Origin of the sequence: Filimonas lacunae (genome assembly GCF_002355595.1) — a bacterium.
GTDB classification, from domain to species: Bacteria; Bacteroidota; Bacteroidia; order Chitinophagales; family Chitinophagaceae; genus Filimonas; species Filimonas lacunae.
The window spans coordinates 3421234-3437853 of record NZ_AP017422.1 but is presented as its reverse complement, the minus strand read 5'-3'; the positions used below and the strand labels follow the sequence as shown (position 1 = coordinate 3437853).

Here is a 16620-nt window from a genome sequence, read left to right as displayed (position 1 = left end):
AAAGCACTATTATTGTCGGGCGAAAGCTGATTACTACTCCTGCCATATCTGTTTGTATCAGCTTGCCATTTTACGCATTCTATTCTTAACCATTGATTTACAAATAGTATTACTATTATGAAACGGCTAACGCTTACGATTGCTGGTTTTTGTATCGCCTGTATTACCGGCCATACACAACTTGTGAAACAGGCCCCGCAGGGGTTTGATGTGTTGCAAACCTCTATTGCACACGGAAAAATAGATACCATTCAATATGCTTCCAAAACCGTGGGCACCACACGCCGGGCGTTGATTTATACACCGCCGGGTTACTCCAAGAAAACAAAGTACCCTGTGCTGTACCTGCTGCATGGTATTGGTGGTGATGAAAAGGAATGGCTGAATGGGGGCACACCGCAGGTGATACTGGATAACCTGTATGCCCAGGGCAAACTTACTCCTATGATTGTAGTAATGCCCAATGGCCGTGCCATGAAGGACGACCGGGCTACCGGTAACATTATGGCGCCGGATAAGGTACAGGCGTTTGCCACTTTTGAGCAAGACCTGTTAAACGACCTGATCCCTTATATGGAAAAGCAATTTCCTGTATTGACTAACCGCGAAAACCGCGCTATTGCCGGCTTATCTATGGGTGGCGGTCAATCGCTCAACTTTGGTCTGGGCAACCTGGACAAGTTTGCCTGGGTAGGTGGTTTTTCTTCTGCCCCCAATACCAAAAAGCCGGAATTGCTGGTGCCCGATCCGGAAAAGGCACGCCAACAGCTGAAGCTGTTATGGATATCGTGTGGGGATAATGATAACCTTATTACGTTTAGTAAACGCACACACGATTACCTGTACGAAAACAAGGTGCCGCATGTGTATTATGTAGAACCTGGTGTACACGATTTTAAGGTATGGAAGAACGGGCTGTATATGTTTTCCCAGTTTCTGTTTAAGCCGGTAGATCCTTCTGTTTTTACCCAATACACCGTGCTGGGTACACCGGCTGCTACTAATGTGCGCAACGCCCGTTACCCGCAGATATTGCCGGATAACCGCGTGGTGTTTCGCCTGAAAGCGCCGGATGCACAGCGTGTGCAGGTAGATTTGGGCAGGAAATACGATATGGCAAAAGATACCGGTGGTTACTGGACGATAACCACAGATTCTATCAGTGAAGGTTTTCATTATTATTCGGTGCTGATAGATGGGGTAGCTATGGCCGATCCTGCCAGCGAAACTTTTTATGGTATGGGCCGCATGGCTGCCGGTATTGAAATTCCTTTTGCCAATGGTGATTATTATGCCACTAAGGATGTGCCACATGGCGAGGTGCGTATGAAACGTTATTTCTCTACCATTACCAATTCCTGGCGTCGTTTTTTTATCTACACACCACCAGGGTATGATAATGCTGCCAACCAGCAGTACCCGGTATTGTACCTGTTGCATGGCGGCGGGGAAGATGAACGCGGCTGGAGCACCCAGGGCAAAACAGACCTGATACTGGATAACCTGATAGCAGCGGGTAAAGCTAAACCCATGCTGGTGGTAATGATGGATGGCAATGTGGGCACCGGCGGCTTTAACGAAATGACGCTGAAAGCTTTTGAAAACGAACTGAAGAACGTGGTAATACCCACAGTGGAAAGTAACTACCGTGCTTCTAAAGAAGCCAGTCAGCGTGCGCTGGCAGGGTTATCTATGGGCGGTTTGCAAACCCTGTATGCGGGCATTGGCAATACCAGCCTGTTTAGCTACCTGGGCGTGTTCAGCTCTGGCTGGTTTGGTGGTCAGCAGCCGGTGGCAGAGCAGCAGTATGCTTATATGAAGGAGAATGCCGCTACTATTAATAACAACCTGAAACAATTCTGGATAGCGATGGGCGGTAAGGAAGATATTGCCTGGAACAACTGCCAGAACATGATGAAGAAGCTGGATGAATTGAACATCCATTATAAATACAGCGAATACCCTGGCGGCCACACCTGGCCGGTATGGCGTAATAACCTGTACCAGTTTTCCCAACTGCTTTTTCAATAACACAATCATACTGTACCTCCAAAGGGCAGCAAATCTCCAAAGGGGTAGCAGTAGCTACCCCTTTACTAACGAAATAAAGCATATGAAAAAACAACTTTTATCTATACTGTTGCCTTTGCTGGCAGGTGCCGGTGCGCAGGCGCAGAATCCTTTCATCACCAACCAGTTTACGGCCGATCCTTCTGCCCGCGTGTTCAACAACCGCGTATATGTATATCCTTCGCACGATATCCGTTGCGGACCAGGCCAGGGACGCCCTAACTGGTTTTGTATGGAAGATTACCATGTATTCTCTTCTGATAATCTTACGGACTGGACAGATCACGGTATGATTGTGAGCCAGGATAAAACCAACTGGACAGCACCCACCGCTTACAGTATGTGGGCGCCGGACTGTGTGTATCGCAACGGTAAGTATTACTTCTATTTTCCGGCTCCCGCTAAAGACACTACCAAAGGCAGAGGTTTTTCCATTGGGGTAGCTATAGCCGATAAGCCCGAAGGCCCCTTTACGCCACAGCCGGAGCCGATAGCCAACGTACGTGGTATAGACCCCAACGTATTTATTGATAAAGATGGGCAAGCCTATCTATACTGGGCGGGGGGCAACCTGTATGTGGCTAAATTAAAGGAGAACATGCTGGAACTGGATGGTGCTCCTGTAACCATTGCTAACCTGCCTACGCAGGGCCTGAAAGAAGGGCCATGGTTGTTTGAGCACGGTGGTAAATACTATCTTACTTACCCGCATGTGCGCAACAAAACAGAAAGCCTGGAATATGCTATGGGCAATACTCCCATGGGGCCGTTTACCGTAACGGGTGTTATCATGGATGAATCGCCTACCGGTTGCTGGACCAATCACCAGTCTATTACCGAATTTAAGAACCAGTGGTATCTCTTCTATCACAATAATGACCTGTCGCCGCGTTTTGATAAAAACAGGTCTATCCGTGCAGATAGCCTGTTCTTTGAAAAAGATGGCACCATCCGCAAAGTAATACCTACTCTCAGAGGTGTAGGGCTTACCAAAGCCACCAGTGCTATACAGATAGACCGTTACAGTCATATCAGCCCCAGTGGCGCCAGTGTAGCCTTGCTGGATACAGTCAATACCTTTGCCGGCTGGAAAACTATATTCCATAACAGCGAAGGCTGGATACAATACAACAGTGTGAATTTTGGCAGCCAGCCACTCAAAACCCTGCAGGCGCGTGTGGTATCTGCCACCGGCGCTACACTGGAGGTAAGGCTGGATCATGCAAAGGGGCCGGTGTTGGCCGAGGTAAAAGTTTCCGGTGGTAACCAATGGCAGGTGGTAACTGCGCCTGTAAAAGGCAAACCATCCGGTGTACATCACCTGGTGGTAAGCCTGAAAGGGCAGGGCAGTTGCGAGGTGGACTGGCTACAGCTGGCATTGTAAGCAGGGCTGTTGCGCACCATGATTTATTTACCACTACGGCTTTTTTCATCGCTGTTGCTGGTTTCGCGGTCTTGTGTTTGCGGTATTTTGTTGTTGCCAAAGCGCCAGTTAAAACGAAGGTTTATACGCCTGCTTTCCCAGGTGCTGTAACTGGTATATTGCAAACTGCCGAAGTGAACAGTAGTGATATTGCGCTGGGTATGGAATATATCGCTTACCGATATACCAACACTGCCCTGGTTATGAAACAATTTACGGCTCAAACCCAGGCTGATATTGGCATTACTTCCCTGGCGATAAATCAGGTTTGTGGCCGGGGAAGCATACCGGGCGCTCAATTGAAGCTGTAGTTTGGCGGGTAGTGTAAAGCGCTGGCTGGTAGAGGCGGTATAGCTCCATTGCCCGTTATCCAGCATGCCCCCGAAAAGCTGCCCCCTGAAATGGTTGTAGAAACCGGAAGCTTTATTTACCATTGTCCACCATTTGCGGATGGTTACGGGGTAATTCAGGTTGATATCCCAGTTGTTCATAGTACCGGCATTCTGCGTGGTCTGGTAGGTAATATCTCCTTTACGGTACTGTACGGGGTTGAAATAATTACCGGTATGCGTATAGGCTGCCGTAAGGGTGAATTTTTCTTTATAGGTATAACTCAATTCCGCGCTGGTATTCTTTTGCGCCTGCAACAACGGGTTGCCGGTTTGGTAATGATAGGGATCGGTTTGATAGGTAAACGGTTGCAGGTCGGTATAATCCGGTCTTTTCATGCGCTGGTTCAGCGATAGCCGCAGGTGCTGGCCGGATAAGGGTTGCCAGCTGATGTATAGGGCAGGCAACCAGTTGGTATAAGCAGAGTCCGGCTGCTGAAAATGCGTGCCGGCGGCATCTGTGCCGGTTCCTTTTACATGCGTTTGCTCTATCCGCACGCCTAATTGCCAGCCCCATCTACGATAGTTTTTAGACAGGTTGGCGTAGGCGCTGTTTACTTTTTCCTTGTATACAAAATAGTCATTGCCCGGCACATCGCTTTGGGTAAAACGGTTGTCGGTGTTTACAGAGGATAGCTTTACGCCGCCTTCCATTTTCCAGTTGTGTTTCCAGTTGTGCGTGTAATCGGCTTTCACCGTGGTAATGGTGATCACCGTATGCGTTATGTATTGCAAAAGGCTTTGTGCATCTGTGGCAATGCGGCTGGTATCTTCTTTGGTATAACCTGCCCGGTCAATATCTGCCGTAAACTCATTGCCGGTAGTATCTGCATAGCGGTAGTTGAGGTTGAAGGTAGTCCAGTAACGTTTGTTGGGGTTATAGGCGTAGGTATTGGCTTGCTGCCCGGCTATTTGCGAGTTGGTTTCATAACTGCCTTTATTGGTGCTTACTTCCCGCTCTACCAGTCCGCCAATGGTTTGCCGGCTGTTAAGGTGGTATTCCGCTGTTACACGTACTACCGGGTCGCGCCATTTGTCCAGGCTGGTGTTCTGTTGTGCCAGCAGGTTGCTGTTTAACAGCGTTTCTTTGTGATACTGTGTTTGATACGTGCCGTAATGCCATCCCAGATAGGTACTCACTGCCAGTTTGGGGGTGCCGTAATTGAAAAGGCCCGATACATCGCCCATGTTATGGATGCCCTGCGAGGTAGAGGCATCCAGGTTGCCCGTGAGGCCGCGTATTACGTTCTGCCGGGTTTTGATGTTCAGCAGGGCGGTATTGCCGGTTACATCGTATTTGGCGGAGGGATTACTCATTACTTCCAGCTGACTGAGCGAGTTAGCGGGCATAGATTTGAGCAGCTTTACCAGGTCGCGGCTGCTTAACCGAACCGGTTTGTCGTTAATCATTACCAGCACGGCATCTTTGCCACTCAGGGCAATCGCATCTTCGTTATCGGAAACGGTTAACCCCGGTGCCAGTCTTATCACATCCAGCGCGTTATCGGCCAGTTTCAGCACCTGGCTGTTTATACTAATCACCGTGCGGTCGGTGCCCTGCTGCACAAAGGGCAACCTGGCTTTTACGGTTATCCCGTTCAGCCAGTTGGGTTGCGGGATCAGTACAATGCGGCCCAGGTTGCCTGTGGGGTTGCTAATCCGGTGCAGCTGGTAGCCGGTATATTGTATTTCCAGGTAGGTATGGGCCTGCTGCGGCATCTGAAAGTAACCGGTAGCATTGGTGCGGGTGGTTTGCTGTACCACCGAATCGGCGCTTGTATACAGCCGCAGGGTTACGCCTGACAGCGGCTGGTTTTTCTCATCCGTTACTGTTCCACTTAGCTGTGCCTGCACAGCCAGGGTTAATAAAAGCGTTATTCCCAACAACCCAAATTTCATATTGTGAATTTTGGAAAGCAAGGTATTGTTACGGGCACACGCTGTCGCTTCAATATATGATTTGACACCACAAGTTGTTGCTATTCGCTCCGTTGGGCTGCTTGCGGGTAGTCGCCCGGTGTTTTTCCGGTTACTTTTTTAAAAGCCCGGTTAAAGGTAGATTTGGAATTGAACCCTGCTTCGTAGGCAATCACCAGCAGGTTCAGGTGCCGGTGCGCATCGCTTTGCATCAGGCGAATGGTTTCCTGTACGCGGTAGTAGTTGATAAAATCGTTGAAATTCTGCCGAAAGCAGGTATTGATAACTTTACTTAACAGGGAGGCATTGGTGTTCATTTGGCGGGCCAGCTGGGTTAAGGTCAGTTCGGGGTCGGTATATACTTTTTCAACTTCCACCAGTTGCATCACCAGTTGCTTCCATTCGTTCATCCATTCCGGCATTGCTTCCGGCTGGTCACTTACTGTCACCTGCGGATAATCCAATAGCAGGGGCGCGCGGTATTCCAGCAGCAGCTGTGGTTGAAAATTAAGTTTGATATAGGGCACAGGGCCGGTATTGTAGCCGGTAATGGCCATGTAATACACCATCAGCGCAAAGGCAAAAAAGTAATACCAGGAGCGGATATAGTGCAGGTTGATGAACAGCGATAGTATCTGTTCACTCAGCAGCAGTATCGTAAGCATGCTAAACAGGTACAGAAAATTACGCAGCCATTTAAAACCGGCCTCATAGGCAAACGAAAACTCGTATTGACTAAAGGTGATGTATTGCCGATAGTAACGGATAGCGAAAATGAGGTAGGTAAGCAAACTGAGCGACCATGTAAAACTGTACCAGCTGTCAAAGTCCGGATCGCTGTATCCGTTCATCAGGTAATAGTCTTTCACTATCCATTTATCTGTAACGGCGACCACCACACTCCACAGCACATACAGTCCGCCTGGTAAAAAGTGGAGCCAGTCTTTACGCGTAATCCGGTACCCGTTATTGGTCAGGCTTTTCAGGTACAGGTACAGCAGCGGGCCAAAGCACAGTGCATGAATAAAGGGCGTGTAAAACAGAATATCGCGGTAAGGCTGCGTATCGTACCAGCCGGCAAAACCAGCCATCCAGGGGAATATAAACAGGGCCGATAAAAACAGAAAAGTACCCAGCAACCTGTCTGCCAGGCGCTCCTGCTTTATGCCCCTTTTCCAGAAAAGGAAGGCATACACCACCAGGTGCGTAAAAAAGATAAGCAGTAAAGAGCTGCGCAGGCCAAACAGGAAGTACATGTATATTGGTTGAATCCATAGCCAATATACATCTAAAAGCGATGGGTTGTTGGCCGGTAGGTTGCTTAAGATATGAAATCGCTGATTTTCAATTTTGTGCTATTAATGCCCCGGCCGCGCTTTAGTTTTCCTATTTTTGACCCCTAAGTTCCTCCGGCTGGCCGGTTAAGCACCAGAACAGCTGAATTTTATTCAATTTGGTGAACGAAATCACGTCAATTCAATAAATTGAGGATATTAGGTAATTGATTTTCTAAACAACAAGCGGCATTTTAAGCGTTACACTATACTCAGATGAATATCCAGAGGCTGGTAATAAGAAATTTCAGAAATATTGGGGATGATGAAGTGTTATTTGATTTAAATAGCAGATTCACTGTCATTATTGGCGTAAATGGGAGAGGTAAATCAACTATCCTGAATGCATTGCGGGTTGCTTGCGGTGCATTTTTTCTGGGCATACCTGACGTTAAACAAAAAGGCGGTATTAAGAGTGAAGAGATCAGGCAATTGGAAGAGCGTGGGTTATTAATAAGTGTTAAACCTGTTAAAGTAGAAGCATATGGCACTATGGCTGGCACCTCCGAGGGTATTATATGGCGCAGGCAGATAGTAAAGGGAAGTAACAGCAATTCTTCCACTGAGGCAGACGTAGGACAGATAAGGCAGTTAGGTCAACAGAAATATAACGAAGTAACCGAGAATCGTAATGATGCGGTGGGGTTGCCGGTAATTGCCTTGTTTGGCACTTCCAGGGCGCACGGTGCAGGCAGAGCTTCTAAAACAAGAATAGGCCGACAGTTATTTAAAGATGGTTACCAGGATTGGAGTGAGATGAAATCTACCAGCTTTTCTTATGAAAACTGGTTAAAGTCTTACGATATATTAAAAGAGGGTGGCAGAGAATATGCACACACCAAAGATGCCTTTTTTAATGCATTGAAGAAGGGTAACCGGTATATAGAAGAAGTACGTGAAGTGGCGGGCAAGCTTTGGCTGAAGGTAAAACTGGAAGATCAGATCAGTGAGTTTTTACCTATTGAACTGCATAGTGATGGTATTCGTTTTTATACGGAAATGATTGCTGAGTTAGCTTACAGATGTATTGTTTTGAATGGATACCTCGATGCGGATGCGGTTACCGGTAGCTATGGTATAGTAATGATAGATGAACTCGATTTGCATTTGCACCCTAACTGGCAAAAGGTAGTGGTGCAGGATCTGAAAAATGCTTTTCCCCATATTCAATTTGTTGTTACCACGCATTCGCCATTTATAGTACAAAGCCTGGAAAGCAGCGAACTGATTAATCTTGATCCTGTGGCAGGTCTGGACGAAGACCCTCAAAAGTATAGCATTGAAGAAGTTGCAGAGCAGGAGATGGGGGTTAAAAACGTGGAACGGAGCACGCAGTTTATGGAAATGCAGCAGGCTGCCGCTACTTACTTTGAGTTGGTGAAAGGCGATGCTGAACCGGAGCGAATAGGCAGGGCTAAAGTATTGTTAGATCAGCTTCGTATTAAATATGCTAATGATCCGGCTTACGTGGCGCTGCTGGAATCTGAACTTCCTAAAAACACCCTGTAATATATGCGGCCAGTAGTTAAATCTGTTCGTACTGCAGGTGATGGCACACCATTAGAATTTAAACCGCATGGTGATGCAAAACCTGATTTGTGTGATGAAATCGGAACCTTCTGTAGCTTCTGCGGAAAATACAATACCCGTGCTTCACTTCATATTGAACACATTCACGGAAAGGAAACAATGGATGCTACCGGAAACTTAAAATACCCCCATTTGCTTTACAGGTGGGATAACTTTTTACTGTGCTGTAACAATTGCAACGGAGTAAAAGGAACCAAAGATGTTCAGGTTTTACAGCCTTACCTTCCACACGAAAACAATCTTTTACATTTTATAGATACATTACAGGGAGGCTATATACAAATACGGCCAGGCGTTACAGGTATAGAGCTTCAACGAACACAGGCTTTTGTTGATCTGGTAGGGTTAGACAGAATTCCCGGTCATCCCAACTACTCTTTAAAGGATGATCGTTGGGAAAACCGAATGAAAGCGGACGATATAGCCAGACGCCAGTTGCTGAAATATACACAGCCAGTACCAGCTACAGATATTGAAACGATAGTAGATCTGGCGGGAACAACCGGCTTCCTGAATGTATGGTATCATGTATTCTCTGCTTTCGATGAAGTGAAAGAAGCTTTAATCTGTGGTTTTATCAATAGTAATGGATTGTATGTTCATCCCTTTCCTGGTACACACGGCGATTCTTTTGATCGTACCAATGGGTTTAGTACCACTGCACGCCCAAAATAGGTTATTTACATTGCATATTATTACAAATGGAGACAATATTACTACTGTCTCCATTTGTTGTTTTATACATAGCTGTCTGTGTGATAAGCTATTTCTACCTTGTTGATTACTATTTTGTTACGGTACTGTTTCTTACATTTATTTCTTTCCCCGTATACACAATTGTTTGGACAGGCATATGGGTTACTGCTCCATCATGCCCCTGTGCTTGCTGCACCCAAACAATATTAAACACCTGTTTTTGCAGCATGCCGGGATAGCTGCCCTGGCGTTTGCCTATGGTAAGCGTTTGCTGCCGATTATTCCAGTACAGGGGTATGGTGGTATAAGCGCCCTTTTCATAGGCATAACCGTCGCCGGCATCACTATATAACTCAAAGCTGCCATCTGCGCCGGTATATACCCGTATCTCCACGGTGTCGGTGGCATTGGGCTGTGTGTACTCCAAGGGTTTGCCCATGGGTATAATGGAGCCTGCTTTTATGTACAGCGGAATTTTATCGGCAGGGGCATCGGTGTTGATGGTTTGCCCACCTGCATACTGTTTGCCTGTCCAGAAGTTATACCAGGGCTGTCCTTTGGGCAGGTAAACGTTCCAGTCTTTTATGCCGGGCGCGGTAACCGGTGCTACCAGGAAGGCATTGCCAAACATGTACTCATAAGGTTGTGATACCGCTTTTTCGTCGGGTGCAAAATCCATTACCAGCGGGCGCATGATGGTGTAGCCTTTGTGGTGTACCTGCCATGCGGCGGAATATATGTAAGGCATCAGGCGGTAGCGTAGCTGTAACATGGTGCGCATGCGGCTTTCCACCACATCACCATATTTCCAGGGCTCTGTTTCTGTCTGGTAGCCATGTATGCGGAAGATGGAATTGAAACAACCCCATTGAAACCAGCGGGTAAGTATATCGTGATAAGTGGTATCGGTATACTGGTTGCGGCCGGGGCGGAAGAAGCCGCCGATGTCGGTTGTCCAGTAAGGCATACCGGTAAGGTGGTAGTTGAGTCCGGCAACGATCTGGCGTTTATAGGTATCCCAGTCCCAGCCAATATCACCGCTCCAGTTTATAGTGCCGTAGCGTTGCTGGCCGGCAAAGGCGGAGCGGGTGAGTATGGCTACGCGTTTGGTGGTATCTGTGTTTCGCTGACCTTCGTATACGGCTTTGCTTACAAACAGGGGGTAGGTAAGGCGGTAAAAGTTACCGGGGCCCAAATAGGTTTGTTTGCCGGCAAGGGCGTCGTTTTCCGGTTCGGTGGCATCCATCCACCAGCTGTCCACCCCTTTGCTGTACAGGTTGGTGTTTAATGCATTCCAATGTGTTTTAGCGGCTGCGGGGTTAAACATATCTACCCAGGGGCTGTTGGGTATGTACAGGTTCTGCGCCAGGTAAGGCTTTGCCACATCCGACTTTTTATCCAGGTTCTCCCATACGGATATGTTGAAGCGGGCGTGGAGGTTATGCAGTTGTTGTATAAACTGTTCGGGTTGGGGGTAATGGGTTTCATCAAACTTAGGCACACCCCAGCCGTATTTGCCCCAGTATTGCCAGTCCTGCACAATTACATCCATGGGCAGGTGGCGGTTGCGAAACTCCTGTACGGTTTTTACCAGGTGTTCGCCACTGGTATACCGCTCCCGGCACTGCCAGAAGCCGTAAGCCCATAAGGGCAGCATAGGCACTTCACCTGTCAGCTGGCGGTAACCGGCTATTACTTCATCAGCATCTTTACCGGTGAAGACTATATAATCTAACGACCGCGCATGTGGCGAGCGGAATATGGTTTCATTACTGGCCGTACGAAAGGATAGCTTAGGTGTATTACTGGCTTTGCATACCACCTGTACGGTGTGGGTACCAGCGTTGAGTTTTATTATTTTACTTGCAGCAGGCGGCAGCCAAAGGTTAGATTGGTTGATACATGCGGCACCATCTACAATTACCAGGTGGCGGTTATCCATATCTCCCAAATCCAGCATCAGGGTATAATCTCCTTCCTGCGGTACGGTAAAGCTGCCGGTGTATACGCTCTGCTGTTGAGATACACGTTGGGTGCCGGTGGTAGTGGTTACCTCGGCTTCTTTTTTGCCACCGGCGGCAGTATCTTTTTTCTGCAAGGCAATGATATTATCTGCCGGGTTAAACCAGGTAAGCCCGTACTGATGCCATAACAGGCCATAGCCCTTGCTGGAATACAGAAAGGGAATGGCTATCTGGGTGTTTACCTGTATCAGCTTGCGGGTAGTGTTTTTAAGGTTGTAATGCCCATCCTGAAACTGGCCCAGGCCAAACAGGTATTCATTTTCCTGTGTGGCAAAGCCTTGCTCCGCACGGTAACAGGGCTCGCCGTCAATAGAGTCGGTCAGCAGTTTTCTGCTGTTTGCCGTTTCGTTCAGCAGCAGCTTTCCGTTTTTATCGCGAAAGCTGAGTATACCGGTGCGTTTGTGAAAGCTTACGCTTGCTGCTGCCGTGCTTACTAACAGTGTGGTATCTGTATTACGACAGGTAAAGGCCGGTACGGGTTGCGGGTACTGCAGCACAAACTGCTGCTGTTCGGCAGGCAGCTCTTTTAGCCATTGTACACGTATGGCTTTAGTGGTAAGAGGCGTAAGGCTCAGGTGGCCTTCTGTCAGTGTTATTACTACTTTATCTTTTGTTACGGTATGGCTGCGGTAGGTTTGGCTGCACAGTGCAGCGGGTATCATGCCCAGCAATACTACGGTTATCCATTTCATACGGCGTTAAGTTTTATTGCATGGGGGTTAACACAGCAGCAAAACCGCCGCGGCGCAACAGCTTTACGTTGAACGTGCCGGTGCTGTCTGCTACCGAATACGTGGTGCTGAAATCTTTATCATGTTTGCCATCGGCTATCAGGGTAACCTGGTAGCGCGTGTTGCCGGGCAAAAAGGTAAGTGGCAGGCTTTTTCTTTTCTCCCGCAGCTCTGCGTTAATACCGGCTATATACCAGGTATTGCCTTTGCGCCGGGCCAGTGTTACGTCTTTACCGGGGTAACCATCCAGCAATCGTGTTTCATCCCAGGTGTTGGGCACCTGTTGTAAAAAGTTTTTGGGAGCATCCGGCAGCTGGTAATAGCCTTCCGGCCTGTCTGCCAGGTGTTGCATGCCCGACTCAAACAATACACTCAAAGCCAGCTCATGTCCGTAGGAGGTGATATGCGGGAATTGGGAATTGGTGAAGGTTACCGGTGTATAATCCATGGGGCCTATCACGTTGCGGGTAAAAGGCAGTATGGTGTTGTGCTCCGGTGCGGTGGTAGTAAACTCGGGGCCGTTGTTGTACCATTCGGCACCGCGCACGGCTTCGTAGGTCACCAGGTGCGGGTAGGTTCTTGACCAGCCGCGGGGTACTATACAGCCATGAAAGTATACCATCATTTCAAACTGTGCGGCATCGTCCAGTATATCCAGGTAGTAGCGGATCATATCCTGCTTTTCGCTTTCAAAAAAGTCAATCTTCACACCGGCTACACCCAGTTGTTTCAATTTGGTAAATTCTGCTACGCGGTTTTCATGTGTAAGCATACGGTCTTTAGGCGTGGCATTTACCCAGGTATGATCTCCGCCGGAGTTGTACCACATCAGTGGTTTAATGCCTTTGGATTGGATATACGTAAGGGCATCTTCCAGCTTGCCGCCGTTGCCCATGGCATCCCATTCCCAGTCCAGCAGGGTATAGGGCCAGTGCATGGCAGCAGCCAGATCGGCAAAGCGGCATACGGTGTTATAATCTTTGGTGCCGTGGTTGTCCGACCAGTAGTTCCACGAAACCAGTCCCGGTTTTACCCAGGCCGTGTTTTTCAGTGTAGACGCAGGTGCCACATCTTCTACCAGTGTAGAGGCTACCACATCAGCCAGGCTACCCATGATAATGACGCGCCAGGGCGATTTCCAGGGCAGGCTGATGGTAGGGGCAGATTCTCCTTTGCCTCTGCCATCTTTCGGGTTGGGAAAGGTGAGTTTGTAGCTGGCCTTCTCTGCCAGGTTACTGAGTTTAGAGCCGCAGTAGCTGCGGTTTACATCCGATTCGTGCAGTAAAAACCAGCAGGCGCTGTCGCCGGTGTTAAACAGGGCGGGGTAGCACCATTCCTGCTGCTGCACTTTATCGTTGCTCATAGCAGTGTACAGGCCTTCGTTGGCCGTGTTCCATTTCTCCATCCACCGGGTGGTTTCAGGTGCTATGGTATAGGCAGTCAATTCATCGTTTACGGTAAAGCTGCCCTGTTTTTCCGGCAGCTCGTAACGAAAGGCTACGCCATCGTTGTAAGCTCTTATTACCAGGTTCAGCCTGTTTTGGGCAGCGTTGTCAAATGCTATCACTACCTCGTTAGCCGTGTTGCTGCGGTTGAGTTTTTTACCATGCAGTGCGGTATACTGTTCCTGTATAACGGTGGGCTTGCCCGATTTTACAAAGCGGAGGTCTTTGGCGTAGTCCTGGTTGTTCAATAGTAATCCCAGGTCAATACGGGGTATGGCTTCCGTGGTTTTACCGCCAGCGGTGTACCACACTTTCAGATAACTGGCAGTGTTGCTGCCGGAGGAAGTTACCTGTACATTAATATGCTGGTTAGGTGATGTGAGGGTGGCCTGTTGTGCTGTTATAGTGGAGGTAGATAATAAGGCAACGCCTATTACAAGCCATCGTATATTTTTTTTCATATTGCTATCGGTATTTACAAAAAGTGTTTCCCGTTTTATTATTGATGTGATCAGTAACAAAGGGGAAACACTCAAAAATAATCGTCTGCTTTTGGTAACTGCTGTAACAAAACAGACTTTGTTTTATACAAATCCGTTCTCTGCGCTACAATTTTACCGTCAGTGCTTTTCCGGTATAGGTAACCGTTTTGGCGGTGTTGCTGCCGGGCAGGGTTATCCTGAACTTACGGGTGGTAAGCATGCCCGGAAACTGACCTTTCCTGTTGCTGATGGTGAGTGTTTTGGCGGTATTGTTATACTGGAAGGTGATGTTGGAATACATCCCTTTTTCGTAATTGTAGTTGTCATTCTCATCTTCATACAATACAAAGCTGCCGTTGGCGCCAGGGTATACACGTATTTCCAGGTTATCCCATTTCTTTTCTTCGGCATACTGTACCTGTGGGCCAATGGGCAGTACAGCACCTGCTTTTACGTATACGGGTATAATATCCAGCGGTGTTGCTTTCATTACCTTCTGGCCGCCGTTGTGTTGTTCGCCCGTCCAGAAATCGAACCAGCTGGCGCCAGCGGGTAAATACACTTCAGACTGTTTAGGTGTGCTGAAATCCTCGGCCCAGGTAGTGTCTTTACCATTGGTGGCAGCGGGTTTCAGGTATTGCGCATGGGTAACCGGGGCTACCAGCAGCGATTTACCAAACATATACTCGCTGTTTATGTTCCAGCTGTTTTTATCCTGCGCAAAATCCATCATCAACGCACGCATCATGCTGCCCTGGTGGGCTGTAACTTCCCAGGAAGTGGAATAGATATAGGGTAACAGGCTATAACGTAACCGGATAAATTTTTCAATGGCATCATATATCTGGTTGCCTTTGCTGCCAAACTGGTATATCTCTCTCGGGGCGTCTGCACCGTGCGAGCGCATCATAGGGCAGAATGCGCCAAAGGCTACCCAGCGGGCATACAGTTCGCGGTACTCCGGATCTTCCAGCTTTTTGCGAAACTTACTCAGGAAGAAGCCGCCGATATCGCTGTTCCAGTAAGGAATGCCGCTTAACGAGAAGTTGAGGCCGGTGGGTATCTGCTTTTGCAGGGTTTCCCAGGAAGAAGTAATATCGCCACTCCAGGTGTTGGCGCCATAACGCTGCTGGCCTGCAAAGGCAGAGCGCGTGAGTATGAATACACGTTTATCGGAGCTTACTTTACGCTGGTGATCGTACACGCCGCCTACCGTCATTAACGGGAAGGCATTGCGCACTTTGCGGAAGGAGCCCAAAAATGATTTTTGATCGAGGTCCGTATTTTTAAACGAAAGGTGATCGGGCTCGGAGGAGTCCATCCACCAGCCGTCCAGCCCAATGGAGAACAGGCCTTTGTTTACATACTTCCAGTAAATATCCCTGGCATCAGGATTATAGGGGTCGTATACACGTACACCGGAAGGATAGTTCATATCCGGCGGCCATACGTCTTTACCGCTTTCGGGCCAGGTGCTGAAGTTGAACAGCATGCCTTTGGCATTCAGCTCTTCGTAGGGTTGTGTTTTAGGTCCGAACGATGCCCAGATAGAGATGATGGCATGCGCTTTTAATGCATGAATATCATCCACCATTTTTTTCGGTTGCGTAAACTCGGGGTTCAGAAAGTTCATGCCGTTCCAGTGGTAGTTATCGCCCCAGTATTGCCAGTCCTGTATAATGCCATCCAGCGGCACCTGCAAGTCGCGGTATTTCTGTACTACGCCCACTATTTCCTGTTGCGATTTATAACGCTCTTTGCTTTGCCAGAAGCCGTAGGTCCATAGGGGAAACATAGGGCTTTGGCCTGTGAGTTCACGCATGCGGGCTATTACGCCATCGGCATTGCCGCCGTACATAAAATAATAATCCACGCCATCGCCCACTTCCGAAGTAAACAGGGTTTCGCCGGGCTTATCTTCAAAGGTGGTGGGGGAGTAGTTATCCCAGAATAGGCCATAGCCTTTTACGGATTGGAAAAAGGTAATAGGGTCGTCTGTATTGCCTTGCATCATCAGCGTATACTTCTGGTTACGCTGACTCAGGTTGCCGCGTTGGTGCTGGCCCAGGCCGTAAATAGGTTCGTCTGCTTCCAACTGAAACGCCTGGGTTACGGTATAGGTTTTATTGCCTGCATCATCAAACGGTGTAAACGCTGTGCTGCCGGGCTTTTCGCTTAACAGGGCGTTGCCATTGGCTGCCTGGTACTGTATAGCGCCGGTGGTGGTGTTTACGCGTACCTGCAATTGTTTGCTGGTAAGTACTATCTCGCCGGCTTGCGTAGTTACGGCTACCTGCGTTTTTTGTGGTACTGCTATTACCGACAGGCTTTTTTTATTCAATGGTTGGTGTACGGGCATTTTTATCACCCTTACTATACCGGGTGTATAAAATTGAATACTCACGTCCTTATCACCTATGGTAGTGGTAATACCATCACTGTTTTTGCGGTATTGCTGTGCCTGGCTGTATATACCTGGTATCATCAACAGCAGTATAAAAACTCTTTTCATGGGCTTC

The 16620-nt window shown here is 48.2% G+C and carries 9 protein-coding genes; 4 read left to right on the top strand and 5 right to left on the bottom strand.

Going from position 1 to position 16620, the window contains the following annotated elements:
- Positions 1-117: 117 nt before the first annotated feature.
- Positions 118-2031: an alpha/beta hydrolase-fold protein gene (locus tag FLA_RS13700; RefSeq protein ID WP_076378383.1), complete on the top strand. Its 1914-nt coding sequence runs from the start codon at positions 118-120 to the stop codon at positions 2029-2031.
- Positions 2032-2113: 82 nt separating this feature from the next.
- The gene (locus tag FLA_RS13695; RefSeq protein ID WP_076378385.1) at positions 2114-3454 is read left to right on the top strand and encodes a family 43 glycosylhydrolase; all 1341 of its coding nucleotides are present in this window, start codon (positions 2114-2116) and stop codon (positions 3452-3454) included.
- 23 nt (positions 3455-3477) lie between these two features.
- Here FLA_RS13695 and FLA_RS13690 read toward each other — a convergent pair whose 3' ends face one another.
- Both FLA_RS13690 and FLA_RS13685 read right to left on the bottom strand, forming a co-directional pair.
- Positions 3478-5781: an outer membrane beta-barrel family protein gene (locus FLA_RS13690; RefSeq protein ID WP_076378387.1), complete on the bottom strand. Its 2304-nt coding sequence runs from the start codon at positions 5779-5781 to the stop codon at positions 3478-3480.
- A gap of 80 nt (positions 5782-5861) precedes the next feature.
- Positions 5862-7055, bottom strand: coding sequence for a helix-turn-helix domain-containing protein (locus FLA_RS13685; protein ID WP_076378389.1), 1194 nt, complete (start codon positions 7053-7055; stop codon positions 5862-5864).
- 294 nt (positions 7056-7349) lie between these two features.
- On the opposite strand from FLA_RS13685, the gene FLA_RS13680 reads away from it, so the two are divergent.
- Entirely contained in the window at positions 7350-8642 is a 1293-nt protein-coding gene (locus tag FLA_RS13680; protein ID WP_076378391.1) for an AAA family ATPase, read from the top strand.
- Positions 8643-8645: 3 nt separating this feature from the next.
- Positions 8646-9398: an HNH endonuclease family protein gene (locus tag FLA_RS13675; RefSeq protein WP_076378393.1), complete on the top strand. Its 753-nt coding sequence runs from the start codon at positions 8646-8648 to the stop codon at positions 9396-9398.
- Positions 9399-9507: 109 nt separating this feature from the next.
- On the opposite strand, the gene FLA_RS13670 is transcribed toward FLA_RS13675, so the two are convergent.
- From FLA_RS13670 to FLA_RS13660, 3 genes are all read right to left on the bottom strand, one after another.
- On the bottom strand, positions 9508-12135 hold the full coding sequence (locus tag FLA_RS13670) for a glycoside hydrolase family 31 protein (RefSeq protein ID WP_076378395.1): 2628 nt from the start codon (positions 12133-12135) through the stop codon (positions 9508-9510).
- 13 nt (positions 12136-12148) lie between these two features.
- Entirely contained in the window at positions 12149-14080 is a 1932-nt protein-coding gene (locus FLA_RS13665) for a glycoside hydrolase family 97 protein (RefSeq protein WP_076378397.1), read from the bottom strand.
- A gap of 145 nt (positions 14081-14225) precedes the next feature.
- Positions 14226-16613, bottom strand: a complete 2388-nt coding sequence (locus FLA_RS13660; RefSeq protein ID WP_076378399.1) for a glycoside hydrolase family 31 protein — start codon at positions 16611-16613, stop codon at positions 14226-14228.
- Between the last annotated feature and the right edge of the window lie 7 nt (positions 16614-16620).

Excerpts from the sequence above, each read along its gene's own strand:
- FLA_RS13700 (WP_076378383.1), top strand. The coding sequence starts at position 118 with ATGAAACGGCTAACGCTTACGATTGCTGGTTTTTGTATCGCCTGTATT.
- FLA_RS13695 (WP_076378385.1), top strand. The coding sequence starts at position 2,114 with ATGAAAAAACAACTTTTATCTATACTGTTGCCTTTGCTGGCAGGTGCC.
- FLA_RS13690 (WP_076378387.1), bottom strand. The coding sequence starts at position 5,781 with ATGAAATTTGGGTTGTTGGGAATAACGCTTTTATTAACCCTGGCTGTG.
- FLA_RS13685 (WP_076378389.1), bottom strand. The coding sequence starts at position 7,055 with ATGTACTTCCTGTTTGGCCTGCGCAGCTCTTTACTGCTTATCTTTTTT.
- FLA_RS13680 (WP_076378391.1), top strand. The coding sequence starts at position 7,350 with ATGAATATCCAGAGGCTGGTAATAAGAAATTTCAGAAATATTGGGGAT.
- FLA_RS13675 (WP_076378393.1), top strand. The coding sequence starts at position 8,646 with ATGCGGCCAGTAGTTAAATCTGTTCGTACTGCAGGTGATGGCACACCA.
- FLA_RS13670 (WP_076378395.1), bottom strand. The coding sequence starts at position 12,135 with ATGAAATGGATAACCGTAGTATTGCTGGGCATGATACCCGCTGCACTG.
- FLA_RS13665 (WP_076378397.1), bottom strand. The coding sequence starts at position 14,080 with ATGAAAAAAAATATACGATGGCTTGTAATAGGCGTTGCCTTATTATCT.
- FLA_RS13660 (WP_076378399.1), bottom strand. The coding sequence starts at position 16,613 with ATGAAAAGAGTTTTTATACTGCTGTTGATGATACCAGGTATATACAGC.